This window comes from Mycobacterium sp. SMC-14 (assembly GCF_046250075.1).
In the GTDB taxonomy this organism is placed as follows: Bacteria; Actinomycetota; Actinomycetes; order Mycobacteriales; family Mycobacteriaceae; genus Mycobacterium.
The window spans coordinates 608,499-633,449 of the sequence record NZ_CP176429.1 but is presented as its reverse complement, the minus strand read 5'-3'; the positions used below and the strand labels follow the sequence as shown (position 1 = coordinate 633,449).

29 protein-coding genes and 1 pseudogene are annotated in these 24,951 nt (G+C 67.1%); 20 read left to right on the top strand and 10 right to left on the bottom strand.

Annotation, left to right across the window (positions count from 1 at the left end; translation table 11 throughout):
• Positions 1–16 precede the first annotated feature (16 nt).
• The 4 genes from ACKY0W_RS02995 to ACKY0W_RS02980 all read left to right on the top strand — a co-directional run bounded on the left by ACKY0W_RS02995 (position 17) and on the right by ACKY0W_RS02980 (position 2,650).
• Entirely contained in the window at positions 17–310 is a 294-nt protein-coding gene (locus tag ACKY0W_RS02995; RefSeq protein WP_409436334.1) for a hypothetical protein, read from the top strand.
• Positions 311–1,579 (top strand): hypothetical protein, encoded by a 1,269-nt coding sequence (locus ACKY0W_RS02990; RefSeq protein ID WP_409436333.1) that lies wholly within the window; start codon positions 311–313, stop codon positions 1,577–1,579.
• 4 nt (positions 1,580–1,583) lie between these two features.
• Positions 1,584–2,003 carry a hypothetical protein gene (locus ACKY0W_RS02985; protein ID WP_409436332.1) on the top strand — a complete coding sequence of 140 codons (420 nt, stop codon included), beginning with the start codon at positions 1,584–1,586 and terminating at the stop codon, positions 2,001–2,003.
• A gap of 239 nt (positions 2,004–2,242) precedes the next feature.
• The gene (locus tag ACKY0W_RS02980; RefSeq protein ID WP_409436331.1) at positions 2,243–2,650 is read left to right on the top strand and encodes a hypothetical protein; all 408 of its coding nucleotides are present in this window, start codon (positions 2,243–2,245) and stop codon (positions 2,648–2,650) included.
• Between the two features lie 48 nt (positions 2,651–2,698).
• Here ACKY0W_RS02980 and ACKY0W_RS02975 read toward each other — a convergent pair.
• The 4 genes and pseudogenes from ACKY0W_RS02975 to ACKY0W_RS02960 form a co-directional block, all read right to left on the bottom strand.
• A pseudogene (locus ACKY0W_RS02975) lies at positions 2,699–3,035 on the bottom strand (hypothetical protein).
• Between the two features lie 91 nt (positions 3,036–3,126).
• Complete coding sequence (locus tag ACKY0W_RS02970) at positions 3,127–3,516, bottom strand: hypothetical protein (protein WP_409436330.1); 390 nt, start codon at positions 3,514–3,516, stop codon at positions 3,127–3,129.
• Between the two features lie 6 nt (positions 3,517–3,522).
• On the bottom strand, positions 3,523–4,374 hold the full coding sequence (locus tag ACKY0W_RS02965) for an amidohydrolase family protein (RefSeq protein WP_409436329.1): 852 nt from the start codon (positions 4,372–4,374) through the stop codon (positions 3,523–3,525).
• A 23-nt stretch (positions 4,375–4,397) separates the two neighbouring features.
• Positions 4,398–4,946 (bottom strand): TetR/AcrR family transcriptional regulator, encoded by a 549-nt coding sequence (locus ACKY0W_RS02960; RefSeq protein WP_409436328.1) that lies wholly within the window; start codon positions 4,944–4,946, stop codon positions 4,398–4,400.
• Positions 4,947–5,026: 80 nt separating this feature from the next.
• On the opposite strand from ACKY0W_RS02960, the gene ACKY0W_RS02955 reads away from it, so the two are divergent.
• From ACKY0W_RS02955 to ACKY0W_RS02900, 12 genes are all read left to right on the top strand, one after another.
• Complete coding sequence (locus ACKY0W_RS02955) at positions 5,027–5,974, top strand: aldo/keto reductase (protein WP_409436327.1); 948 nt, start codon at positions 5,027–5,029, stop codon at positions 5,972–5,974.
• 27 nt (positions 5,975–6,001) lie between these two features.
• Positions 6,002–6,904, top strand: coding sequence for a 1,4-dihydroxy-2-naphthoyl-CoA synthase (locus tag ACKY0W_RS02950; RefSeq protein ID WP_409436326.1), 903 nt, complete (start codon positions 6,002–6,004; stop codon positions 6,902–6,904).
• A 106-nt stretch (positions 6,905–7,010) separates the two neighbouring features.
• A complete protein-coding gene (locus ACKY0W_RS02945) occupies positions 7,011–7,895 on the top strand; it encodes an SDR family oxidoreductase (RefSeq protein ID WP_409436325.1) in 885 nt (294 codons plus the stop codon).
• Positions 7,895–8,299, top strand: coding sequence for a VOC family protein (locus tag ACKY0W_RS02940; protein WP_409436324.1), 405 nt, complete (start codon positions 7,895–7,897; stop codon positions 8,297–8,299). Before ACKY0W_RS02945 ends, ACKY0W_RS02940 begins: the two co-directional genes overlap by 1 nt.
• Positions 8,300–8,412: 113 nt before the next feature.
• A complete protein-coding gene (locus ACKY0W_RS02935; RefSeq protein ID WP_409436323.1) occupies positions 8,413–9,690 on the top strand; it encodes an inorganic phosphate transporter in 1,278 nt (425 codons plus the stop codon).
• Positions 9,687–9,992, top strand: a complete 306-nt coding sequence (locus tag ACKY0W_RS02930; protein ID WP_409436322.1) for a hypothetical protein — start codon at positions 9,687–9,689, stop codon at positions 9,990–9,992. The genes ACKY0W_RS02935 and ACKY0W_RS02930 overlap by 4 nt, the downstream gene beginning before the upstream one ends.
• 43 nt (positions 9,993–10,035) lie before the next feature.
• A complete protein-coding gene (locus ACKY0W_RS02925; protein WP_406781297.1) occupies positions 10,036–11,241 on the top strand; it encodes an anion permease in 1,206 nt (401 codons plus the stop codon).
• A 5-nt stretch (positions 11,242–11,246) separates the two neighbouring features.
• Positions 11,247–11,537, top strand: a complete 291-nt coding sequence (locus ACKY0W_RS02920; RefSeq protein WP_409437628.1) for a hypothetical protein — start codon at positions 11,247–11,249, stop codon at positions 11,535–11,537.
• 58 nt (positions 11,538–11,595) lie between these two features.
• The gene (locus ACKY0W_RS02915) at positions 11,596–11,913 is read left to right on the top strand and encodes a DUF3349 domain-containing protein (protein WP_409436321.1); all 318 of its coding nucleotides are present in this window, start codon (positions 11,596–11,598) and stop codon (positions 11,911–11,913) included.
• Between the two features lie 50 nt (positions 11,914–11,963).
• Complete coding sequence (gene menE, locus ACKY0W_RS02910) at positions 11,964–13,070, top strand: o-succinylbenzoate--CoA ligase (RefSeq protein WP_409437627.1); 1,107 nt, start codon at positions 11,964–11,966, stop codon at positions 13,068–13,070.
• Between the two features lie 79 nt (positions 13,071–13,149).
• A complete protein-coding gene (locus tag ACKY0W_RS02905) occupies positions 13,150–13,581 on the top strand; it encodes a hypothetical protein (RefSeq protein WP_409436320.1) in 432 nt (143 codons plus the stop codon).
• 12 nt (positions 13,582–13,593) lie between these two features.
• The gene (locus ACKY0W_RS02900) at positions 13,594–14,292 is read left to right on the top strand and encodes a TetR/AcrR family transcriptional regulator (protein ID WP_409436319.1); all 699 of its coding nucleotides are present in this window, start codon (positions 13,594–13,596) and stop codon (positions 14,290–14,292) included.
• A gap of 19 nt (positions 14,293–14,311) precedes the next feature.
• Here ACKY0W_RS02900 and ACKY0W_RS02895 read toward each other — a convergent pair whose 3' ends face one another.
• Positions 14,312–16,264 carry a hypothetical protein gene (locus ACKY0W_RS02895; RefSeq protein WP_409436318.1) on the bottom strand — a complete coding sequence of 651 codons (1,953 nt, stop codon included), beginning with the start codon at positions 16,262–16,264 and terminating at the stop codon, positions 14,312–14,314.
• 117 nt (positions 16,265–16,381) lie between these two features.
• Between ACKY0W_RS02895 and ACKY0W_RS02890 the strand changes: the two genes are divergently transcribed.
• Both ACKY0W_RS02890 and ACKY0W_RS02885 read left to right on the top strand, forming a co-directional pair.
• Positions 16,382–17,845 carry a hypothetical protein gene (locus ACKY0W_RS02890; protein WP_409436317.1) on the top strand — a complete coding sequence of 488 codons (1,464 nt, stop codon included), beginning with the start codon at positions 16,382–16,384 and terminating at the stop codon, positions 17,843–17,845.
• A 59-nt stretch (positions 17,846–17,904) separates the two neighbouring features.
• Entirely contained in the window at positions 17,905–18,639 is a 735-nt protein-coding gene (locus tag ACKY0W_RS02885) for a cutinase family protein (protein ID WP_409436316.1), read from the top strand.
• Between the two features lie 15 nt (positions 18,640–18,654).
• On the opposite strand, the gene ACKY0W_RS02880 is transcribed toward ACKY0W_RS02885, so the two are convergent.
• Entirely contained in the window at positions 18,655–19,449 is a 795-nt protein-coding gene (locus tag ACKY0W_RS02880) for an S-methyl-5'-thioadenosine phosphorylase (RefSeq protein ID WP_409436315.1), read from the bottom strand.
• Between the two features lie 14 nt (positions 19,450–19,463).
• Here ACKY0W_RS02880 and ACKY0W_RS02875 point away from each other — a divergent pair, with 14 nt between their 5' ends.
• Complete coding sequence (locus ACKY0W_RS02875) at positions 19,464–20,333, top strand: 1,4-dihydroxy-2-naphthoate polyprenyltransferase (protein WP_409436314.1); 870 nt, start codon at positions 19,464–19,466, stop codon at positions 20,331–20,333.
• Positions 20,334–20,396: 63 nt separating this feature from the next.
• Here the strand turns inward: ACKY0W_RS02875 and ACKY0W_RS02870 are convergent, their stop codons facing one another.
• Positions 20,397–20,699 carry a DUF4229 domain-containing protein gene (locus tag ACKY0W_RS02870; RefSeq protein ID WP_406756401.1) on the bottom strand — a complete coding sequence of 101 codons (303 nt, stop codon included), beginning with the start codon at positions 20,697–20,699 and terminating at the stop codon, positions 20,397–20,399.
• Positions 20,700–20,769: 70 nt separating this feature from the next.
• On the opposite strand from ACKY0W_RS02870, the gene ACKY0W_RS02865 reads away from it, so the two are divergent.
• The gene (locus ACKY0W_RS02865) at positions 20,770–20,919 is read left to right on the top strand and encodes a hypothetical protein (protein WP_406756402.1); all 150 of its coding nucleotides are present in this window, start codon (positions 20,770–20,772) and stop codon (positions 20,917–20,919) included.
• Between the two features lie 18 nt (positions 20,920–20,937).
• Here the strand turns inward: ACKY0W_RS02865 and ACKY0W_RS02860 are convergent, their stop codons facing one another.
• The 3 genes from ACKY0W_RS02860 to ACKY0W_RS02850 all read right to left on the bottom strand — a co-directional run bounded on the left by ACKY0W_RS02860 (position 20,938) and on the right by ACKY0W_RS02850 (position 24,898).
• Positions 20,938–22,275: a MinD/ParA family protein gene (locus ACKY0W_RS02860; RefSeq protein ID WP_409437626.1), complete on the bottom strand. Its 1,338-nt coding sequence runs from the start codon at positions 22,273–22,275 to the stop codon at positions 20,938–20,940.
• A gap of 85 nt (positions 22,276–22,360) precedes the next feature.
• On the bottom strand, positions 22,361–23,338 hold the full coding sequence (ccsB, locus tag ACKY0W_RS02855) for a c-type cytochrome biogenesis protein CcsB (RefSeq protein ID WP_409436313.1): 978 nt from the start codon (positions 23,336–23,338) through the stop codon (positions 22,361–22,363).
• Positions 23,339–24,898, bottom strand: a complete 1,560-nt coding sequence (locus ACKY0W_RS02850; RefSeq protein ID WP_409437625.1) for a cytochrome c biogenesis protein ResB — start codon at positions 24,896–24,898, stop codon at positions 23,339–23,341.
• Positions 24,899–24,951: the final 53 nt, after the last annotated feature.

Sequence of the window (24,951 nt, the reverse complement as noted above, 5' to 3'; positions counted from 1 at the left end):
GAATTAGGCTTCCCTAATGCAAACCCTCCGGGTGAGCGACGCGGCGCTGCAAGCCGAGGCGAGCTGGTGTGGTTCGTTGGCCGGCAAGTTGGCGGCCAACACGGCACCCGCCGGTGTTGCTTCCTCCGTGCTGTCCAGCGCTGCAGCGGTCGCTGCCCTCAATGCCCTGGTGTCCGTGGCCGGCGCAAACTGCGCGGCGCGAATGCAGGCGACCGCCGCCAAGTTGGCCGCAGCTGCAAACGGATACGCAGTTACCGAAGCTGACGCAGCAGCGCGAATGAGTTCGATCGTTCCGCCGACGGTGTGTTAGATGGCGGCCGTTCGGGCGCTGTTGACGTTGTCGCAGGTGCAGGCGCTCGACACCTCTTACCTGCGTGACGCAGCCGACCATTGGGAACGCACCGCCAACCTGTGGGAGGAGTCGTTCACCGATGTGCACCAGCGAGTCTCCGCCCCTGGCGGTACGCCCTGGACCGGCTTCGGAAACGAGGGGGCACAGCAACGTACCTACGGCGACATGGTGAAGGTGCGCACTGCGACTGACCAATTGCACCGGGCCATCGAGATCGCCCGTCACAGTGACCAGGCATTGCAGTTCTGCAAGCGGGAGGTGCTTAGCGCGGTCCGCGAAGCCAACGACAACGGTTTTGATGTCGGCGAGGACTATTCGGTCACCGATCGCTCCCAGGCCAGCTCCCCCGAGCACCGCGCCGCCCGCCAGACCGCCGCCCAAGAGCACGCTTCATTTATCCGACACAAGGTGGCGGCGCTGGCCACCAAAGACAATGAGATCGCCACCCAAATAGCCTCTTTCACAGAGGGTGTCGGAATCCTGAAGTTCGACGACGGTGAACCTCTCGCGCCTCAGCGGCAAGAACACGGGATCCAACTCGTAGGCAACGGCATCCCCTTGCCGCAGGCTCCGCACCCTGCCCCGGAGCCGCCGCCGGGTGGTTGGAGCAACGATCCACTAATGCGGGCCGCGCAGAAGATCGCCTACGGCCACGCCGGCAGAACGCACATCGGTGAATTTCCCGGTATGACCAGAGATCAGTTGGCTGAAACGGTCTACGACCTATTCAAACGAAGCGCCGAAAACCCAGGAGATCTCGTCCTCGGGCGGACCCCCGACGGCGCGCCAGTGCTCTACGATCCCAAGGCCAACGTGATGGTGATTCGCGACCCTAAAGGGCTAGATGCGGGAACTGTGTACAAGCCGAAGGTTCCGAACCTACAAAACTACCTGGACCGCAAGATTCCGACACGCCTCACGTCGATAGCCACTAACGAACTTTCGGATGGTCCGCTGCCAACTGCGGGCGGAACACCAGGCGGTGTTGTTCCGTCAGAAAACGCGCCGAGCTCCCCGAAGACACCCGGGCGGCCCCCCGTCGAAGCGCTGCCGGCGCCGCCCACACCTAGTACCAAGTCGGGCGGGGGCGGACCACTTCGGCTTCCCGCTGGGGGCGGACTCCCTTGGGATTCACCCGCGGCAGGTCCGCGGCCCGTCTATCTCCCGGACCGCGCCGATCACCCCCCTGTCTTGGGTGAGGACCAAGACGAAAATCCACTACCGTGAAAGCATGACCATGCCCAAACCGGTGGCAATCGACCTGACCGACGACGAGCTGGTGCTCATGGTGCAAAGCCTCAATGAATACTTCGGCTCAGCGAAGCGAGCCGATTCGGTCTTAGCACCGATAATTGGCTTACCCAGAACAGAAGACTTCGATTCATTCGTAGAGCGGATTATTGAAGCCTTGGAAAGCAAAGAGCCCCTGATCGACCTGGACTGGGCACGCGCTTTGTTTCTGACCGAAATCGCCTGGGCCAGTGACCTCATCGGCTCGGGACTCGATTTTGCAACCAACATCCGCGACGAGAAAGCCCTTCCCCTGCTGCGGTCAGTCCAACGCAAAATCAGCAATTACAATCGTTTTGCCCTGCTCCGAGACAACTTTCTCAGACCCCCGCCGGACACGCCCCCGCCGGCAGCCGTTTAGGCGTAGGGATCGGATCACCCATCTTGACGAGTATCGACGGTTTCCGGCGGTCGCAGGAGACGGCGGCGTGATTGATGTTGCGCCCGGATGGACATTCCGGACCAGTACCGCTACAACACACCGGTCGCCGAAAGCCCCAGGCGTCCTAAGACACCGGACCACCTAACGATCAGTCCGCTCCCCGCCGTTACTACGATTCCCGCCGGCCGCCATGCCAGTCCGGTCCCTGAGGTGAAATGATGCCTCCGGGTGACTCGCCCCCGACTGGTCGCTACCTGGTCGAAGAGAACGCGCGCCCTCACTGGCTGCGCACGGGCTACAAGTTCTTCCCTTATGCAGCACAGCAATCCGATCAATGGTGGGTACTGCGATTCAACTTCGGGTTTTCCGAACACGAGATGTACACCTTATTCGTCGACGGCAACCCGGCCACCGACGTCACAGGGAATCCGACCAGCCCGGTCCCCCTGGTCGCGAGCATCGGTTCACTGCGACCGTCCGATTCCGAGACGGACGAATCGACACTCGACCCGGATACGGCAGCCCGAGTCGTCAAAGCAGTCGCGCGCTACACCGATTATGGCAGCGAATACGGCGACCCCTGCGTCTTCTGTTCGAGCGATCGCGACGGCATGACTCTTTGTTAGCGGGCCCGCGCCGCTGCATAGGCGCACCCCAAGAGCTGCCGGCGAAGGTCACAAAGGTTCGCCGGTGTCGGGAAGCAGGGCAATGTCCTGAGGCGGCCCATACTTGCGAAACTTGGCGGCAGTCTCGCGGACATTTCTCTTCGCCCAATCAACACTGAATTCGCTGAGCACTTCGTACTCGTATCTAAACCCGTTCCGCGCGGTCGCCCACCGCTTTGATTGCTTGACTTGTGACGATGGCCTCGCCGTACCAATAAAGGACGTCTTCAAGATCGCCCACCCGGTCAAAACCCAGCTGCCGTCGCTCGTAGAAAGTGAAGTGGTAACAACCGTCGTCGGCCACGAAGATATTCAGCCCGTCGTTGGTCCGCATCCCGACCGGCATGGAGCGGACCCCCAACTCCGTCGACAACCGATCGATCTCGATCTGAAGTTCCTTGGATTTATCGTCAGAGGGTGTCCATGCCGATAAACTACTAGCGATCGCCGGACAATAGCGCAGCACGCGCCGCTTCGAAATGGGTGTCGAACAGGGCTTTCCTCCAAGCCCATAGTTTGGCTTCCCCTCCTGCCAGGGGCGGCGGACCTAGATCGTCGGTCACATCACTGAGCGCCAGCATGTAGCGCCAAGTTTTGAATCCATCGTCAAGCCCGAACTTATTCGGCGCATCCAACGGAGCCAACAAGAAGTGGAGTCCACCCTCTCGAGATGACCAGCACAGTTGAAGTTTGCAGTCCGGGCCGCGGTAGAAAGCCGCCCACGCTGGGGACTCGCCGTACTCGAGATCAGAGTCGACCCATTCAATGGCGAAGCCACGGGCCGCCAGTGTCGAAGCCATGTAACGCTCGACGTCGATAGGGCTCATAGCCGTTTATTCACCTCCATAAAACCTGGAATCCCTATCACCACCCAGCTTGAACACCCGCTCGGCGTTCCCGCGCAGATAATCCGCCCGCGCCTGATCACTAAGACCGAGATCGTCGAGACCGTCGAGCGCATGGGCGTGCATGATCATCGGATAGTTGGTGCCGAACAACACCTTTCGCTGCCCGGTGCGGGTTCGCATGAACCGGATCAGCTCCTCCGGCAGCCGCTTGGTGGTGTAGGCCGAGGTGTCGATGTAGACGTTCTCGTGCTTACGGGCCACCGCGACCATCTCCTCGGTCCACGGATAGCCGACGTGGCCGCACACGATGGACAGTTCGGGAAAGTCCAGTGCCACTTGGTCAATGTAGGGAATCGGACGACCGGTCTCCGACGGTCGCAGCGGGCCGGTATGCCCGACCTGGGTGCAGAACGGCACGCCGAGTTCCACGCACTCGGCGAACAGCGCGTAGTAGCGCCGATCAGTAGGCGGCGCATTCCACAACCAGGGCACCACGCGCAGGCCGACGAAACCGTCGTCGCGCACCCGGCGCCGCAGCTCGCGGACGGCCTCCATCGGGCGGTCCAGATCGACGGTGGCCAGTCCCGCGAAGCGACTCGGGTGCGCTCGAACCCATCCGGCGACTTCGTCATTGGAGACCAGGTCCATACCGTTGGGGCCGCGCCACGCACTGAGCAGTCCGAAATCCACGCCTGCGGCATCCATCGCCGACACGGTGGCCTCGATCGGGATCTCCGCGTCGGGCATCGCCCCGCCGGTCCAGCGTCGCAGGGACGCCAACATGTCGTGGTCGAGGAACCGCCGGGTCGGGTGCTGCATCCACACGTCGATGGTCATCGTCCCCACCGTAGACAGCTTGATCAGCCGGTGGCGGCCACTCCGGCGACCAAAAGATCCAACAGCCGCCCGGTCTGCTCGGGCGAGCCACTGGTCAAGAAGATGCCGATGAGGCTGGACACGACGTCGTCGGCGCGCACATCAGCGCGCAGGCTGCCGTCCCGCGCGCCGGCCCGCAGCAGCAGATCGACCGCGCCGACAATGCGCTCGCGCGTCTCGTTGGGCTCCATCGCGCCGGACTCGACGATGGCACGCAACGACTCGGCCATCCCCCGCTTGGCCGCCACGAAGCCGGCGTAGCGGTCCATCCAGCGGCGCAGCGCCACCTTCGGCGAATGGCGGGTGACCAGCTGTTCGGCAACGGCCGCGACATCGCCCAGTTCGGCGCGGTAGACGGCCTCGACCAGCGCCTCGCGATTGGGAAAGTGCCGGTAGAGCGTGCCGATGCCGACACCGGCGTCGCGGGCGATCGACTCGAGCGGAACCGGACTCCCGTCGGAGCCGCCGAACGCGGCGGCGGCGGCCGCCAACAGCCGCTCTCGGTTGCGGCGGGCATCGGATCTCCCAGCCAAAGCGGAGGCACCTCCGTTTCTGTTACGCTGCCTAAGCGGAGGATCCTCCGCATCTCTACCAGTGTCTCACTAGGAGCACCATGACAGACCAACTCCAGCCCGGCGGCCTCGGCCGCATCGGCACATCGGCCGTGGCGCGTGTCGGCTACGGCGCCATGCAGCTCGACGAGAAAGTCGCAGGCGACGACGCCATCGCGGTCCTGCGCCGCGCGGTCGAGCTGGGCGTCAACCACATCGACACCGCGTCCTTCTACGCCGGCGGCGAGGTCAACCACCGCATCCGCAAGGCACTGGCGCCCTACCGCGACGAGCTGGTGATCGTCAGCAAGGTCGGTGCCGCCTACACCGGCGTCGGCCCGGTGCCGCTGACCGCCGCCCAGAAGCCCGCCGAACTGCGGGCCGCCGTCGAGAACGACCTGCGCCAACTGGGCCTGGACACCGTGCCGGTGGTCAACCTGCGGCGCTACGACCTCGGCCCCGCCCCAGCTCCCGAGGGTGATCAGAACGTCGACCTCGACGACCAGCTGGCCGAGATGGTCGCGTTGCGCGAGGAGGGCAAGATCGCCGCGATCGGTATCAGCAGCGTGGGGCTGGAGGTGCTGCAGCGCGCCCTGCCGGCCGGGATCGTCTGCGTCCAGAACGCCTACAGCCTGCTCGACCGCTCTCAGGAGGACGCGCTCGACTTCTGCGCCGACGAAGGTATCGCGTGGGTGCCGTACTTCCCGCTCGGCTCGGCGTTCCCCGGCTTCCCCAAGGTCACCGACCACGCCGTCGTCCGCGAGATCGCCGACGATACCGGCGCCACCCCGGCCCAGATCGGACTGGCCTGGCTGCTGACCACCTCGGCCAACACCCTGCTGATCCCCGGCACCGGATCGCGCGCCCACCTGGAAGAGAACATGAAGGTTGCCGACATCGCGCTGAGCGACGACGCCATCGCCCGGCTGGACGCGATCACCGCCCCCGGGCAGGGGCCGGACTACGCCGCGACCCTGCGCGAAGCGTTCCGGCAAGCTCCGGCGTCCTGACGCCGCCGCCCCGGTACGGTCGCAGGCGTGAGCAGCAACCCTTTTGACGAGAGCATCTGGCGCACCGTCGACGGCTTCGCCGACCTGACCGACATCACCTATCACCGCCACGTCAGCGACGCGACGGTACGGGTGGCGTTCAACCGTCCCGAGGTGCGCAACGCATTTCGGCCGCACACCGTCGACGAGCTGTACCAGGCGCTGGATCATGCCCGGATGTCTCCCGACGTCGGCGTGGTGCTGCTGACCGGCAACGGACCGGCACCCAAGGACGGCGGCTGGGCGTTCTGCTCCGGCGGGGATCAGCGCATCCGCGGCCGCAGCGGCTACCAGTACGCGTCCGGCGAAACCGCCGACACCGTCGACGTCGCCCGCGCCGGACGGCTGCACATCCTGGAGGTGCAACGACTGATCCGATTCATGCCCAAACCGGTGATCTGCCTGGTCAACGGCTGGGCCGCCGGCGGCGGGCACAGCCTGCACGTGGTGTGCGACCTGACCCTGGCCAGCCGCGAACACGCCAGGTTCAAGCAGACCGACGCCGACGTCGGCAGCTTCGACGGCGGCTACGGCAGCGCCTACTTGGCCCGGCAGGTGGGCCAGAAGTTCGCCCGCGAGATCTTCTTCCTGGGCCGGACCTACACCGCCGAACAGATGCACCAGATGGGCGCGGTCAACGAGGTCGTCGACCACGCCGAGCTGGAGGCCACCGGCGTGCAGTGGGCCAAGGAGATCAACGGCAAATCGCCTCAGGCGCAACGCATGTTGAAGTTCGCCTTCAATCTCCTGGACGACGGACTGGTCGGCCAGCAGCTGTTCGCCGGCGAAGCCACCCGGCTGGCCTACATGACCGACGAAGCCGTCGAGGGCCGGGATTCCTTCCTGGAGAAGCGCGATCCGGACTGGAGCAGGTTCCCCCGGTACTTCTGAGCCCCCGCGGTTCGCCGAGCCTGGAGTTGGCGCGAAAAAGTGCGAGTGGGACGCACGGTAACTACAGCCTCGGCACGCAAAGAACGCCCGCATAGACTGGCTAACCATGAGCCGAAGCCCACTACGCCGACTGTCCGACCAGATCACGCTGGCCACCATGCGTCCCCCGGTCGCCGCGCAGCTGATGCATCGGCCCGGCGCCAAGCCCGTCGACCTCTCCGGCAAGCGGGTGCTGGTGACCGGGGCATCCTCGGGCATCGGGGAGGCCGGCGCCGAACAGTTCGGGGCAGCGGGCGCCACCGTGATCGCGGTGGCCCGCCGCCAGGAAAACCTCGACGCGCTGGTCCAGCGGATCACCGCCGCCGGCGGCACCGCTCACGCCATCGCGTGCGACCTGTCTGACCTGGCGGCGATCGACGCCCTGGTCAAGGACGTCGACGAGCGGTTCGGCGGAGTGGACATCCTGGTCAACAATGCCGGCCGCTCCATCCGCCGTCCGCTGGCCGAATCCCTGGATCGCTGGCACGACGTCGAGCGGACCATGCAGCTGAACTACTACTCGCCGCTGCGGCTGATCCGCGGGTTCGCCCCGGCGATGCGCGAGCGCGGCGACGGCCACATCATCAACGTCGCCACCTGGGGCGTGTTCACCGACTCATCGCCGCTGTTCGGCGTCTACAACGGCTCCAAGTCCGCACTGAGTGCAGTCAGCCGGGTCATCGACAGCGAGTGGGCCCGCTACGGCGTGCAGTCCACCACGTTGTACTACCCGCTGGTGAAGACCCCGATGATCGCGCCCACCGCGGCGTTCCAGGGCAAGCCGGGGCTCACCGCGCAGGAGGCCGGCGCGTGGATGATCGACGCGGCCCGCTACCGCCCGATCCGCATCGCGCCGCGGCTGGCGCTGGCGTTTCGCGCACTGGACAACCTCAACGCCGGTTGGGCCACCGCCATCGTCAAGCGGAACCGGATCGAGCCGGTCGAGGACTGATGGAGATCCTGTCCAGTCGGGTCTTGCTCCGTCCGGCCGACTATCAACGCTCGTTGCGGTTCTACCGCGACGAGCTCGGGCTGGCGATCGCCCGCGACTACGGCGCGGGGATGGTGTTCTTCGCCGGCCAGTCGCTGATCGAACTCGCCGGGCACGGCAACCCCGAACACTCCGGCGCGAGCTTCCCGGGGGCGCTGTGGCTTCAGGTCCGCGACGTCGCCGCCACCCAGGCCGAACTGGAGAGCCGCGGGGTCCCCATCGCCCGGCCCGCGCGCCGTGAGCCGTGGGGGTTACGTGAGATGCATGTCACCGATCCCGACGGCCTGACCTTGATCTTCGTGGAAGTTCCCGAAGACCATCCGCTGCGCCGCGATACCCGCCAGGACAGCCCCCGCAAGCCCTGAGGTTAACGACGGGGAAACAGTTCGAAACGTCTCGACATACACCGGCGTTTCGCGAGGTCGATCGTTAGACAACGGCCCCATCGAGGCCTCAGAATCAGTGCCGTGATGCTCTCGTGAGCCTTGATCTGTTCCTCTTAATCATCGTGGTGATCACGGCTTTGGCCTTCGACTTCACCAACGGATTCCACGACACCGGCAACGCGATGGCGACCTCGATCGCCAGCGGTGCGCTCAAGCCCAAGGCAGCGGTCACCATGTCGGCCTGCCTGAACCTGCTCGGCGCTTTCTTGTCGACCGCGGTCGCCGCAACGATCGCCAAGGGCCTGGTGGACGCCCACCTGGTGACCCTCGAGATCGTCTTCGCCGGCCTGGTCGGCGGCATCGTGTGGAATCTGCTCACCTGGCTGCTCGGCATCCCGTCGAGCTCCTCGCACGCCCTGATCGGCGGCATCGTGGGAGCGATGATCGCCGCGGTCGGCGGGCACGGGGTGATCTGGCACGGGGTGGTTTCCAAGGTCCTGGTCCCGGCCGTGGTCGCCACGGTGATCGCCACGGTGATCGCCTCCGTGGGCACCTGGCTGGTCTACCGAATCACCCGCGGCGTCGACGAGAAGAAGTCCGAGAAGGTGTTCCGGCACGGCCAGATCGGCTCGGCCGCGCTGGTATCGCTGGCACACGGCACCAACGACGCGCAGAAGACCATGGGCGTGATCTTCCTCGCGCTGATGTCCTACGGCGCGGTGAGCACGTCGGCCACGCTGCCGCCGCTGTGGGTGATCGTCAGCTGCGCGCTGGCCATGTCGGCGGGCACCTACACCGGCGGCTGGCGCATCATCCGCACCCTGGGCAAGGGCCTCGTCGAGATCAAGCCGCCGCAGGGCATGGCCGCCGAGTCCTCCGCGGCCGCGGTCATCCTGCTCTCCAGCCACTTCGGTTACTCGCTGTCGACCACCCAGGTCGCCACCGGGTCGGTGCTGGGCAGCGGCGTCGGCAAGCCGGGCGCGCAGGTTCGCTGGAGTGTCGCCGGACGGATGGTGGCCGCCTGGCTGGTGACGCTGCCGATGGCCGGCGGGGTCGGCTCGGGGGCGTACGGCCTGGTCCACGGGATTGGCGGCTACCCCGGCATCACCATCGGTGTGGCACTGCTGATCATCACGGTCCTGGCGATCTGGCTGCGGTCACGCCGGGCGCGCATCGACCACAACAACGTCAACGCTGAATGGGACGGCACCCTCACCGGCGGTCTCGACGCCCCCGGCGTGCAGCCCGAAGAAGCGGGCCGTGAAGTCGAGAACGCCCTCCGATCGGCATTCGAGACCGGCCACGCCGGAGCCAAGCTGACGGTCGTCTCCACCGACGATCCCAATTCACGTGAGGTCATCCGGTCATGAGTCAGTGGTTCAACCTTGCAGCCACGTGCAAGATCCTGGTTTTCGGACTGCTGGTCGGCGGGCTATTGCCGGCACTGTTCGCGGTCGGGGTGCGGGTCAACGTGGCCGGTAACAGCGGCGTCCCCGCCGTCGCCGGCGGCACTGCGGGTGCGACCGGCGGACGCCGGCCGCTGCTGCTCGCACTCAGCTGGGCGATCTTCCTGCTAGTGCTGGCCGTGGCGGTCATCGGTGTGCTCTTCATCGCCCGCGACTTCTTGGGGCACCACCTGGGCTGGTACCTGCTCGGGGCCAAGCCCGCCTAACCCGGTTCGACAAGTCAGGCGTGCGGCTGCAAAAATCCGCACGGTGACCTTGGAGCTGTTCCTGTTGATCACGGTCGTGATCACCGCCCTGGCTTTCGACTTCACCAACGGCTTCCATGACACCGGCAACGCTGTCGCCACCGGGATCGCCAGCGGTGCGCTCAAGCCCAAGACCGCAGTGACGCTCTGCGCCACGCTCAACCTTGTCGGCGCGTTCATGTCGACCCAGGTGGCGGCCACGGTGGCCAAGGATCTGGTGGTCACCAACCTGGTGACCCTGGAAGTCATGTTCGCCGGTTTAGTCGGTGGCATCGTCTGGAACCTGTCGACCTGGCTGTTCGGTATCCCGTCGAGTTCCTCGCACGCCCTGATCGGTGGCGTGGTGGGGGCCATGCTGGCCGCGGCCGGCACGGCCGGGGTGCGTTGGCCCGGGGTGGTCTCGAAGGTACTGGTGCCGACGGTGATCGCCGTGCTCGCCGCGACGCTGGTCGCCACCGTCGGAACCTGGCTGGTCTATCGGTTGACCCGGGGAGTCTCCCGGGAACGCAGTCTGCGCGACTTCCGGCGCGGTCAGGTGTTCTCTGCTGCCCTGATGTCACTGGCGCACGGCACCAACGATGCCCAGAAGACGATGGGTGTGATCTTCCTCGCGCTGATCTCCTACGGCGCTGCCTACAAGACCGATGTCACACCGCCGCTGTGGGTCATCGTGTCGTGCGCGGTCGCCATGGCCGCCGGCACCTATTTCGGCGGATGGCGAGTCATCCGCACCCTGGGCAAGGGTCTCGTCGAGATCGAATCCCCCCAGGGCATGGCCGCCGAATCATCCTCGGCGGCCATCATTTTGCTGTCCAGTCACTTCGGTTACTCACTGTCCACCACCCAAGTGGTGACGGGATCGGTGTTGGGTTCGGGCCTGGGCAAGCCCGGGGCCAACGTGCGCTGGGGAGTCGCCCGCCGAATGGCGACCGCCTGGGTGATCACCCTGCCGCTGGCCGGCGCCATCGGTGCATGCACCTACCACCTGATCCACCGCATCGGCGGCTACCCCGGCACCATCACCGGACTGGTGCTGCTGGTGGGTGTCTCTGCACTCATCTGGCTGCAGTCGCGCAAAGTCCCGGTCGATCACACCAATGTCACCGCCGATTGGGGTGCACATATGACCGATGGCCTCGAAGTGATTGCACCGCAACCTGATACCCCCGGTTCAACTGGCGAGAACCGCACGGAGGGGGTCGGTGGGTGAACACCTTGAGCACCTGGTTCGACTACGTGGCCACCGCCAAGATCCTGATCTTCGGCCTGCTGGTCGGCACCGCGCTGCCGGCGTTGTTCGCCATCGGGGTACGCCTGGGCGAATCGGCTGACGGACCGACTGAGCACCGCCGGGAATTGACCCTGCTGCGGTGGATCGTCTTCGCGCTGTTGCTCGCCGCGGTATTGGTTGGCGTGCTGTTCATCGCCCGCGACTTCATCGAGCACCGCATCGGCTGGCAATGGGATGACTGGGGCAACTGGGACGAGGTGTTTGGCCTTGAATAGACGTAATATTGCAGCTGACATGTTCCTTCCGGTGTCGGCGCGGGGAAGTTGACGCAGCATGAACAAATTTCTCACCTCGATCGTCGCCTGGCTGCGCGCCGGGTACCCCGATGGTGTGCCGCAGAACGACTACGTTCCGCTGTTGGCTCTGTTGTCACGACGCCTGACCAACGACGAGGTCAAGGACGTCGCCCGTGAATTGATCGGCCGCGGCGAGTTCGACCGCATCGACATCGGGGTGCTGATCGCCCGCTTGACCAACGAACTGCCTGCTCCAGACGACGTCGAACGGGTGCGACAGCGGTTGGCGGCAAAGGGCTGGCTGCTGGATGACGCTGCGCCCAACGACGCCCCCACCAACGGAGGAAACCCATAGCACGCCTTCGTGCACTGGCCATCCCACCCGGTGATGCCGTCGCGACGCTCCTGCCCGCGTTGCAGGGCGTTTTGCAGGGTCACGACCCCGCGTTCACTCCGGTAGGGCCGGACACCGATCCGTCGGCCCTGACCGCGCTGCGAGTGGACGATCCCATCGGCGACGACGTCGCACTGGTGGTGGCGACGTCCGGAACCACCGGGGTGCCCAAAGGGGCGCTGTTGACCGGTGCGGCGCTGGCGGCCAGCGCTGCCGCCACCCACGACAGGTTGGGCGGCCCGGGCCGCTGGCTACTGGCGTTGCCCGCACACCACATCGCCGGAATCCAAGTGCTGGTGCGAAGTTTGGCGGCCAGCACCGCCCCGGTACAGCTCGATGTCACAGCGGGATTCGATGTCGCGCAGCTTCCCGGCGCGGTGGCGGCGCTCGGCTCCGGGCGGCGCTACACCTCGCTGGTCGCCACCCAATTGGCCAAGGCACTGACGGTTCCCGCGTCCGCGGCCGCACTGGCCGAGCTGGACGCGGTGCTGTTGGGCGGAGGTCCGGCGCCGCAACCGATCCTGGACGCGGCAGCCGCCGCCGGGGTGCGGGTGGTCCGCACCTACGGCATGAGTGAGACCGCCGGCGGCTGTGTCTATGACGGGGTGCCGTTGTCGGGCGTCCGGCTACGTATCGGCGACGACGGACGGATCGCCATCGGTGGCCCGACCCTGGCGCAGGGCTATCGCAATCCCGTCGAACCGGACCCGTTCGCCGAGCCGGGCTGGTTTGCCACCAATGACGTTGGTGCCCTTGATCCCTCGGGGCGACTGACCGTACTCGGTCGCGCCGATGACGCGATCAGCACCGGCGGCTTGACGGTACTTCCGGGACCGGTGGAGGCGGTGTTATCGACCCATCCCGCGGTGACCGACTGCGCGGTCTTCGGGATCGCCGACGACCGACTGGGGCAACGCGTCGTCGCAGCGATCGTGGTGGCCGGCGCGACGCCACCGACGCTCGAAGCATTGCGCGCCCACGTCGCGGAATCTCTGGACACCACGGCAGCCCCCCGCGAATTGCATGTCGTGACCGCGCTCCCCCGACACGGCATCGGCAAGCTGGACCGAAAGGCGCTGGCACAACGGTTTACTGCCGACAGTATTGCGTCGGATTAGACCGTTGGTCTAATTTATAGACCAGTGGTCTAATCCACTGGCAGCGGCCGTGCTGGCGCTGCCGGCAAAGGGGGTCGCAGTGACGCACACACCGACTACGTCCGCGCAGCGCACGCGCTCCTTCGCGCGCGTACTGGGGCCGTTCATCACTGTGGTTCCCGCCATCGTCGCGATCAGGGCCGGGAGTATCGGAGATCTGCTGTCGAGTTTCTCGACCGATCCGATGTGGCCGTGGGTGCTGGGCGCACTGTTGTTCGGCGGCGGGTTGTTCATCATTGCGTTTCACCAATATTGGCGCAGCGTGCCCGCAGTGATCATTTCGCTGTTCGGTTGGTTTCTGCTGCTGCGCGGATTCGTCCTGCTTGCCGCACCGCAGTTGATCATCCACGGAGCCGAATCCGCTACCGCGACATCGAGCGGAGCAATCGGCGTGGTGCGGGCCGGGTTCGGACTGCTTGCCTTGTGCGGCGCATACCTGACCTACGTGGGATGGCTGAAGAAGTCCGACTGATTCAATACCGTCATGCGCCGTCTCGTGAAACCCAGGGATATCCGGCAGGCCGAGCTGCTCGATCAGGCGCTGGCACTCTTTCTCGAACGTGGCTATGACAAAGTCAGCCTCAACGAACTTCTGGCCGTGACAGGAATTCCCAAAGGCGCTTTCTACCACTACTTTCCATCCAAAGACGCGCTGGTCATCGCGCTGGCGCAGCGCAGCGCCGACGCGGCATTGGAAGCATTGCTTCCGGTCTTCGACCAGCCGGGTACGAGCGCCCTGGAGCGTCTCAATCGCGGGCTGGTGGCCAGTTACGACGTCAAGATGACGATGGGGTCTGCCGAACAGATCGCGGCGATGACGGCACTGTTCGCGCCGCACAATCGCGGCCTGTTCGCCAAGATCGTGGCCACCTGGGAGGACCTGTTTCGACCGGTACTGACCGAGCTCATCAGTGACGGGGTCCACGAAGGGGTGTTCGACACGTTTGATCCCGAAGGTGTGGGCGACATGATTCAGGGTTTCGCGGCCAGCTTGCGCAGGAACGTCATGCAGGTGCTCGATGCGCCTGATGCGAAGGCGCGCCGTCAGGCGATCGATGACTGTGTGAAGCGGATCAAACTGCACGGCATCGCAACGGACCGAATCCTCGGATTACCTGACGGGTCAACGGTTGTGCTGGACCGCAAACAGGTAGAGGCGATGGTCAAGCGCATCACGCTGTGACATGGCGAGTGCCGCGGGATCAGTCGCCTCCACCGGACCCGCCGCCCGATCCACCGCCAGAGCCGCCCCCGGAACCACCCCCGGATCCACCGCCAGAGCCACCCCCGGAACCACCGCCAGACCCGCCGCCAGAGCCACCCCCGGAACCACCGCCAGACCCGCCGCCACTCGAACCACCGCTCGAGCCGCCGCTTGAGCCGCCGCTCGAGCCGCCGCTTGAGCCGCCGCCACTCGACCCGCTTCCGGAACCACCCCCGGAGTCACCACTGGAGCCCGAGGAGCTGGACCCGCCACCGGAACCGCCGGCAGAACCTCCAGAGCTGCTACCGGAACCGGAGGAAGCGCCGCCGGAGCCGCTGCTCCCCGAGCCTGCGGAATCACCACCGGCACTGCTGCCAGCTCCGCCCGAACTGCCGTTGCTCGACCCCGAACCGCCCGAGCCGGCTCCGCCAGATCCGCCCGCCTCGCTGCCGGAGCCCCCCGAACCGGGTCCGCCCGAGTCACCGCCCGCTCCGGTACCGCCCGAACCGCTCTCACCAGAGCCGCCAGGGGTTCCACCGGATCCGCCGGAATGGCCACCCGAACCGCTCTCGCCGGAGCCATTGCCCGATCCGCCGGGGTTACTGCCGGATCCACCAGCACTGCCGTCACCCGAGTCGCTACCACCGGAATGCCCACCACCCGAGTCGCTGCCACCGGAATGGCCGCCACCCGAGTCGCTACCACCGGAATGGCCGCCGCTGGAACCGTTATCGCCGGAACCGGTGTTACCCGAATCAGTACCGCCCGAACTCGTGCCGCCAGAACCATTGCCGCCTGTGCCGCCAGTTCCATTGCCGCCGGAACCATTACCGCCTGTGCCATTGCCGCCCGAACCGGCATCGCCGCCGGAATGACCACCCCCGCCGTGATCACGACCAGATCCGCTGCCGCCGCTACCACTGCCGCCCGACCCCGGCAGCCAACCGCCGCCGCCGCCGACGGGCCCGGTGATGATTGGGATCGGAATCGGGAACGGAATCACCGCGGGCGGCGCGGGTGCGGGCGCCGCCGGAAGTGCCGGAGGGACCGGCGGAGGGGCAACCACGGCCGGCGCCGGGTTTGCCGGGGCTACAACGGGATTGGGGGCCTGCTCCTGCAGAGCGGGCATTCGCGCCGGCTTCGGGGCCGGCAGTACCGGCATGAAGTTGCCGGGCACCGGTTGGGCCTGCGGAGGCTGCGCCACCACCGGAGGCTGCGCCGGCGTGGAGGCGGCCGTCGGGCGAATGCCGATGGTCACGGCCACGGCCAACGCCGCGCACCCGGCCACCAGAATCCCACCGACCGAGCTGCCCACCAGAAGTGCACGCCCCACCGGCGGCGGTGGGGGCGCCGGCTCCCCGGCTTCGGCATCGTCTTCGCCGTATTCGGCGCCGTAAGCGTCGTAGCCCTCGTAGCTTTCGTAGTCGCCCTCGGCGTACTCCACCGGCAGCAGTTCGGAGTCATCGTCAGTCATCGAGTACGCGAGCTGCTGTTCCGACTCTCCGTCCTCGACCGCCGGGGCCAGCGCCGTGGACGTTCCGTCCGGGATACCGGACTCGGTCAGCACGGGCGCAGCCATCGTCGCATCGCCGGCCGGAGCCGGCAGCCACGTCGTCTCGCCGTCCTCTCCCGAGGCGTTGCGCGCCAAAGCCACTGCCGAGCGCGCCTGGGGCTGCTCGGAGACGTTCTCGACTCCCGCCTCCTCGAGGGCGCGGCGAACCTCCGCCAGCAAGTCCGAGTCCGACCAGCACAGGCGGGTAGCAGCCAGCCGGTGCCCCTCTTCGGCCAGCATGCGGTGGGTTCCGGTCACGGTCTCGATCAGCGTTTCGGCCGGATTGCGCGTCAGATCGAGCATCGACTCGTCGAGCACGGCATCGCCGTAGGCATCCGATTCGACGAGCGCCAAGCGGGCGAGCGCGCCGGTAACCGACACTCCGAGCGCGACATCCATTGCGCGTCTCCTTCCGCGGCCACTCGAATAGCCAGTCTAACCGCGCGAATCGACCACCGAGCGGATCGATCTTCGCAGTTCAATGGCGTATGCCCCTCCCGCGGTTATGGTGAGCAGGTGATCGCCGAGTCGACCAGGAGCTGGAACATCGGCCGCGATGCGACCGCTGCGGTGCTGCTGCTCGCGGCGCCGGCGTTGCCGTGGAGCCTGCACTTCGGTGCCGGCATCCCGGCCGGCACGCCCGGCCTGTTCGCCGCGCTGGCTGCGGCCACCCTGCTCGCGCTGACAGCGATCGCCGCGACCTACATCGGCTCCTGGGGGATCTTGCGCGTGCCCAACAATCCCGCCATCGCGGGAAGGCTGCGGCTCTTGTTCAGCGCGCCGTATCTGGTGTTGCTACTCGGTGTGGTGGCCGCCGACGTGGTCCAGACCGTCCGATACGGCGGAACCCCACGGCCACCCGGAGGCGTCGGGCCGGGTGCCCTGCTGGGCGCCGCAGGGGCATTGCTCGCCGCGCAGCCGGTGCTCGCCGGGCCGGTGCGGCTGTGGCGACGCACGGTCCGAGTCCTCGGCTACGCATCGATCGCCGGGGCCACGTGCAGTGTGCTGTTCAACTTGTACTGGCGGGTGCGCTACGCCCTGCCGGACTCTCATTCCACGAGCGGCTTCGGCCGACAGCAAGTCGCGATCATTGCGACCGCCCTGGTGTACGGAGCGGTGGCATGGGCCACGGTACTCGTCGCGTCGAAGTGGGTTCTGCAGCGCGACAAGGCGTCCCAGCTCGGCGTTGTGCTGCTCGGCGGGGCCACTCTGATCGCCGGGACCCTGGTGTGGCTGCTGCCGGTGGGCCGCGACATCGATGGCTTTCACGGGATCGCGCAGAACACCTCCACGGCCGGTGTCGGCTTCGAGGGCTACCTCGTATGGGTGGCCGCCGGGGCACTGTTCGCGGTGGCCGCAGCGCGGGGGGCGTCGGCGGCAACGTGGCTGGGGGCAACCCGGAACACGTTGTTGCTCATCGCGATCTGGAGCCTTGGATCGGCGCTCATGCGCATCGTCGATCTCAGCGTCGCGGTCGGTCTGGATCTGCCGTATTCGCCGTACGACAGCGCCGCGATGGCCTCGTTCGACGTGGTGACCGCGGTCATCGCGATCTGGCTACGGCTCAACCTGGGCAATCGGTCGGTGCCGGCAGCGGCCGTCTGGTCGGTGAGCGCCGTCCTCTTCGGTTTCACGATCGCCCGCGTCGTGGTGGGTGTCGGTCTGGCTCCGCGGGTTGCGGAAGCCCAACGTGCCAGCGCATGGGCGAACCCGGTGTACGGCAACGGACTCGCGCAGCAGATCACCAGCACGTTCGACGTGGTGCTGTGCGGCCTGGCGCTATGCGGCCTGGTGGTGGCCATCGTCGTCGGACGCCTGACGGTGCCCGCAGACGACCGCCCCAAGCCCGGCGAGCCCGGTACACCCCGGATCTTCCGGTCCGCGGACTCCCCCACTGCTGTACCCGCGGGTGGACCGAAGATCTATCGAGGAAGCGCCGAAGACGGCGAAGAGCGTTTATCGGACGCCGACGGCGGGTAGCCGAAACTGCGTTTCAGCTCTTGAGCCCGGTCGGGTGGACGATACGAATGAAGGTCACCATGAGCACCACTGCAGCGGTCGCAGCGCAGGCACGGCATATCACTCGGTACCTGGGTGCGGCGATGGTGGTGGGCGGTACCGCACTGGCGGCCCCCGTCGTCGCGTCCGTCGCGGCACAGCCTTGCCCCGACGTCGAGGTGGTGTTCGCGCGCGGCACCGGCGAGCCTCCCGGCGTCGGTGGCATCGGTCAATCGTTCGTCGATGCCCTACACGCCAAGGTGGGTGAGCGCTCCTTCGAGGTGTATCCGGTCAACTACGCCGCCAGCAACGATTTCGGCGGCGGGGTCGACTTCGCCCGCACCGTCGTCGACGGTATCCGCGACGCCGGCAGCCACATCGAGAACACCGCCGCGAACTGCCCCAGAACTCGAATAGTGCTGGGGGGCTTCTCACAAGGCGCGGCGTTGGCCGGCTACACCACCTCGGCCGAGATCCCCAAGGAAGTCCCCGCCGACTATCTCGCCTACATCCCCCGCCCGATGCCGCCGTCGGTGGCCGACCACGTTGCCGCAGTCGTCTTGTTCGGCACGCCCTCGGCGGAGTTCCTCCAGCCGAACGGCGCGCCACCGGTGCGGATCGGTCCACAGTACGCGTCCAAGGCCTTGGAGCTGTGCGCCGACGGCGACACCATCTGCAACGGCGCCCCGGCCGGCGGACCGCCTTTTGCGCACGCGTCCTACGGCGTCAACGGTATGACGGAGCAGGGCGCCGAATACGCGGCCGCCCACCTCTGAGTGCGCTGCGTTGATTCAGGGCAGCTCGAACGGCAACGCAATGCCTTCGTGCGGCAAGCAGTGCGTACAGGTCCGCTCTTCGTCGATCTGCTCGATCGCGTCGTGCACCAGCTTTTTGAACGGCTCGATGTTCTTCTGGAACTCCGCAAACACATCGACGGCCTTCACGCCGCCGCCCACGTCGACACCGGCATCTAAATCGGTGACCAGAGCTACTGCGGCATAACACATTTCCAGCTCACGAGCCAGCACAGATTCGGGATATCCGGTCATGTTGATCAGCCGGAACCCCGCCGAGGCGAACCATTGGCTTTCGGCGCGGGTGGAGAATCGCGGCCCCTGGATCACCACCATGGTTCCGCCGTCGACGACGTCGGGTCGGCCGGTCACCGCGGTCCGCAGCGTCGGGCAGTACGGGTCGGCGAACTCGACGTGCACACCGCCGTCATCGAAGTAGGTGTCGGCGCGGCCCCGAGTGCGATCAACCAGCTGATCGGGCACCACCACCGAGCCGGGGGGCAGCTCCGGAGTCAGGCTGCCGACCGCACACGGCGCGAGGATCCGCCGCACGCCCAGCGTCCGCAACGCCCACATGTTGGCCCGATAGGGCACCGTGTGGGCCGAGTACTCGTGCGCGGCCCCGTGCCGCGGCAGAAACGCCACTTCGTGGCCGCCGACAGCCCCGATGGTGATCTCCGCGCTGGGCGCCCCGTAGGGCGTTTCGCAACGGACGCGGCGCGCATCGTCACCGAAGAACGAGTAGAAACCGCTACCGCCGATCACGCCCAGCAACCTCTGCTCCTCCCGCATGCAAGGATCGTGCGGTGGCCAGCTTCGCACAGTGGATAGAGGGGGCGCGTCCCCGCACCCTGCCCAACGCGATCGCTCCGGTGATCGCCGGAACCGGCGCGGCCGCATGGCTGGACGCCGCGGTGTGGTGGAAGGCGCTGCTGGCGCTGACCGTCGCGGTGGCGCTGATCATCGGGGTGAATTACGCCAACGACTACTCCGACGGCATCCGTGGCACCGACGACGACCGGACCGGCCCGGTGCGCCTGGTGGGCGCCCGGCTGGCGAGCCCGCGCGCGGTGCTGACGGCAGCGATCGCCGCGCTGTCGGTCGGAGCGCTGGCCGGTTCGGCTTTGGCCCTGGTCAGCGCTCCGTGGCTGCTGATCGTGGGGGCGGCCTGCATCGCGGGGGCCTGGCTGTACACCGGCGGGTCACGCCCGTACGGCTACGCAGGCTTCGGCGAGATCGCGGTGTTCGTGTTCTTCGGCCTGGTCGCGGTGCTGGGCACCCAGTACACCCAGGCCCTGCGGGTGGACTGGGTCGGCGGAGCGCTGGCGGTGGGCGTCGGTGCCCTGTCGTCGGCGGTGCTGGTGGCCAACAATCTGCGCGACATCGCCACCGACAAACCGGCCGGCAAGATCACCCTGGCGGTACGCCTCGGCGATGCCCGCACCCGGGCGCTGTTTCAGCTGCTGGTGGCGCTGGCCGGGGTGCTGACGCTGGCCCTGATGCGGGCCACCCCGTGGTGCGCGGTGGGGTTTGTCGCCACGCCACTGGCGTTGCGGGCCGCGGCCCCAGTGCGCTCCGGGCTCGGCGGCGCCGCATTGATTCCGGTGCTGCGCGACACCGGGCTGACCATGCTGGTGTGGGCTATCGCGGAGGCGACGGCGCTATCCCTGCACTGACTCTGCGCTCAGGGTGCGGGTTACTCGCACTTTCTCGCCGTCAGCGCAGAGTCAACGGGGCGGTTACTCCCCGCGGAGGCGGGCCTGAAGTTTCTCGCGCTCAAGGCGCCGTCGCTCGCCGGCCACGGTCAGGCTGTCGGTCGCCCGCTTACGCAGCGGCGTGAAGAGCCACATCCCCAACGGCAGCGCGACGATCAGCGCCAGCATCGCAGCGATGATCGGCGGGAAATCGCTGAGCCCGAGCAGCCGGCCCAGCCCGTAGATCACCGCCGTCAGCACAGCCACCAGCGCCAGCCGCGCCGCCGTGTACATCGCCACATCGAGTACCGCTCGGCCCATCGGGGCCCGACCTGTCGCCACGGTCATCAAGCCTACTGGCGGGCCGGACCGGCGAGAACGACGCTAACGGTATATTCGGCGCCAGGAGGTGTCGCGAGTGCTCTACCTGCTCCTCGTCCTGACTTTGGGAACGCTGCTGTATCTCAGCCTGCGTACGATTCGTGCTCGGCCGAAGACGCGCGTGATCGGACCGGACGACGACCCAGAGTTCCTCTGGCGGATCAGTCACGGCGACAACCAGCCCTAAGGCTGCCGAACCCCCGATCTACACGAAGTGCTGGTTGAACCGGTCGTCGCCGGGGAACGCCTCGGCAACCACCGCAGCCAGCTCGACGAGCGCCTCACGGGTCTCTCGCTTCAGCCGCATCAGGTCGATCTCCGCGCCTTCTTCCAGGTGCGGGTCGAACGGCACCAACCGCACCGCGCGGCAGCGCCGCGAGAAGTGGTCGACCACCTTCTGCATGTCGACCTTGCCTGAGCGTGGCCGCACCGCGTTGATCACCGCGATGGAATTGCGCACCAGATCCTCGTGACCGTGCGCGTCGAGCCAGTCCAGCGTCGCCGAGGCGCTGCGGGCGCCATCGACTGATCCCGAACTCACCACGATCATGGTGTCGGCCTTGGCGAGCACCGCAGACATGGCGGAGTGCATCAGACCGGTGCCACAGTCGGTGAGGACCAGGCTGTAGAACCGCTCCAACACCTGCAGCGTGCTGGCGTAGTCCTCGGCGCTGAAGGCTTCCGAGACCGCCGGGTCGCTGTCGGAGGCGAGGACCTCCAGGCGGCTGGGGCCCTGGTTGGTGTAGCTGCGGACATCGCTGTAGCGCTGGATGCCGTCGGCGTCGCGCAGCAGGTGACGCACAGTCGCCGGCGTCTCCATCGGCACCTTCTGGTTCAGCGTGCCGCGGTCGGGGTTGGCGTCCACGGCCACCACGCGGTCACCGCGGATGGAGGCGAACGTGGCCCCCAGGGTCGCGGTGGTGGTGGTCTTGCCGACACCGCCCTTCAGAGACAGCACCGCGATGCGGTGACAGCCCTGCAGGGGCCGGTTCACCTGCACCACCAAGTCGTTGAAACGGATGGTTCGCGGGCTCTCCCCGACATTGATCAGCTGGCCGGACAGCACATAGAGCAGCCGGCGCCAGCCCGACGTCGGCGGCGGCTTGACCTGCCGCAACAACGAGGTGGTGGACAGATCTGAGAACGGGGCGATGGGCTCGGAGGCACGATACGGGGCCTGCCCGCCGCCGCCGGCGCTGCCGCCGAAGTAGACCGGAGCGGGGTTCTCCATCGGCTGCGGAACCCAGGTGGTCGACGCGCCCGCGTTCCAGGGCTGTTGCGCAGGCGAGGTCTCCGCGGGCGCCGACGGCCACGGGTCGACCGGTTCGGAGAACCGGCGCTCGGTGCGGAAACCGCCGAAAGAGCGGGTCTCATCGCCCTCGGGCCGCTGGTTGAACGACCCGCTGGCCCCGGGCTCCGAAGCGTCCGCGGAGCCGTCAGCCGCCTCACTGACGTGCTGAAGGGGCCGGAACTGGGTGGTCGGATGATCCGTCACGTCATGGCTCGCAGTGACATCACCGGGTGCATGGTCGGACACTTGTATCTCCCCTGTCACACTGGTTAGGACGTCAATGGACGTCGGTAACCGCAGGGTAGCGCAGCTGTCATAAAGGAAACTGTCAGCTGGATTAGCCCACTCCGGCATACGAGTGCAGGCCGACGGTCACCAAGTTGACGAAGAACAGGTTGAAGATCATCGCTGCGAAGCCCACGACGTTGATCCACGCTGCCTTGTAATCGCGCCACCCAGCCGTCGACCTGGCATGGAGATAGGCGGCGTAGACGACCCAGGCGATGAAGGAAACCGTCTCCTTGGGGTCCCAGCCCCAGTAGCGGCCCCATGCCCCCTCGGCCCAGATCGCGCCGAAGATCACACCGAAGCCGAACACCGGGAAGGCGAAGATGGTGGTCCGGTAGGCGATACGGTCCAGGGTCTGCGCATCGGGCAACCGGCGCACCATCCGAGCCAGCGCCCCCGGAGCGTCGGGGTCACTCAGACGCGTCGAGCGGATCAGAAACAGGATGCTGGCCACCCCGGCCACCAGGAACACCCCGGAGCCGATGCTGACCACCGACACGTGGATCGGCAGCCAGTAGGACTGCAGGGCCGGCATGACCGGGGCGGCCGTGGCGTAGAGCCAGCGGCCGGAGACCGTCAGCAGGATCAGCACCGGCAGCAGCACGAACACCCACAGGCTGCGGTGTTGCGGCCGGCGCAGGGCGACGGCGGACGCCACCAGCCCGGAAAAGCAGGTCAGGTTGATGAACTCGTACATGTTGCCCCACGGCGGGCGCAGTGTGGCGGCGCCGCGGAACACGATGCAGGCCAGCAGCAGGACGATGCCCAGGTAGACCAGGGCCAGTCCGGCGCGGCCCACCCGCTCGCCCAGGGGCCGGCGCTGCGCAGGGAGCACCACGCCCGGGGTGGCGCTGTCGGGGCGCACACCACCGGCGGAAACCAGCTCGGCCTCGGCGGGTGTGCGGGCACGGCTGTAGGCCAGTTCGACGGCCAGCAACAGCAGCGCGATGACCAGCACGATCATCGCGGAGGTGAACGCCCAGTCGGAGTAGCGCGCCAACCCGATGTCGATATGACTCGTATTCACCTATGTCTCCTTGCCGAAGAGCTTCGTGCTCAAGCGCTCGAACTCGTCACCCCAGCCGGAGTTGTCGGTGCGAGCCAGCCCGCCCAGCTCGACGTTCACCGTACCGGCCTGGCCCATCGACTCCGTCGGCGTGATCCGGATCCAGATCCGGCGGCGGCGCACCACCAGGGACACCACCAGCCCCGCCATCATCGTCATCGCGAACACCAGCACCCACAGCTCGGCCGGATCGTGCGACACCTGGATATTGACGAACGGCACCGCACCGTCGAAGCGCACCCTGGTGCCGTCATCGAGGCGGATCTGTTCGCCGGCCTTGAGGTTGGACCGGGCCACCTTGCTCAACCGGCCCTGGTCGATCAGCCGGGAATCCAACGTGAACAGGCTCTGCGGCCGGCCGGTGTCGAGCCCGGTGTCGCCGCGGTAGACGTCGATCGCGACCGCGGGGTCGTTCATGGCGGGGAACGCCGACGACAGCAGCCGGTCATCGAGCTGTTCGGTCGGAGCGAACAGGCCCTGGATGCCGATCTGGTGCTTGCGGCGCTCCGCGGCGTCGGGGTAGACCCCGGCGGGGGGATCGAAGCGCATCGCGCCCGACGACAGCAGGGTCAATGGGTTGTCCGGGCGGAACTGCACCGTCTGGGTGCGGGTCTGACCGTCCGGGAAGGTCACGGTGAAGGTGGGCGCATAGCCGTGCCCCTGCAGGTAGGCACGCACGCCGCCGACCCGCAGCGGATGGTTGACCTCCAGCTGGTAGGGCCGCCACTCATTGGTGCGCAGGTCCTCGCCGGCCTGGTAGTCGATATGCGCGGTGAAGGAGGTGGCCAGACCGGAGACCAGGTAGTCGGCGGTGAAGTCGTTGACCCGCACGCACAGCGGGTGCAGCTTCGTCCCGTCGACCGTGGCGCCGGCCCGGAACGAATCGAACGCGGCCGGCGACGCCGAGCAGAATCCCGGTCCGCCGTCGGCGATCACCATCACGTTGCCCTCGTAACCGAACATCCGGCCGAGGGCGACGGCGGCCAGCAGACCCAGTAGCGCGAAATGGAAGATCAGATTGCCGAATTCGCGCAGATAGCCTTTCTCCGCCGAGACTTCGACGGTGCCTTCCGGTGGCGACCCGCTGCGCCCGGCTTCGCCGCGCTCGCGATCGCCACGGCCGTCCGCGGAGCGAGTGACCCGGCGCCAGCCGCGCAACTCCGCGGCCATCCGGGCGCCGAGTTCTGCGGCGTCACCGGCCAACTGCGTCTGCGCGTGCTTGGGCAGCCGAGACAGGTTGCGCGGTGCGGTCACCGGGGTGGCACGAAGGTTGCGCAGGTGCTCGAAGGTCCGCGGCGTCAGGCAGCCGATCAGTGACACGCACAGCAGCACGTAAATGGCGGTGAACCAGAAGCTGGAGAAGACGTCGAACGCCTCCACCCGGTTCAGCCAGGGGCCCAGTACCGGGTGCAGCGCCAGGTACTCGTCGACCTTGGCGGCGTTGAGGCTGCGTTGCGGCAGCAGTGCTCCGGGGATGGCGGCCAGTGCGAGCAGCACCAGCAGCACCAGCGCGGTGCCCATCGAGGTCAGCGCCCGCCAGGTGTTGCGGGCCTTGCCTGCGAGCAGACGCAATG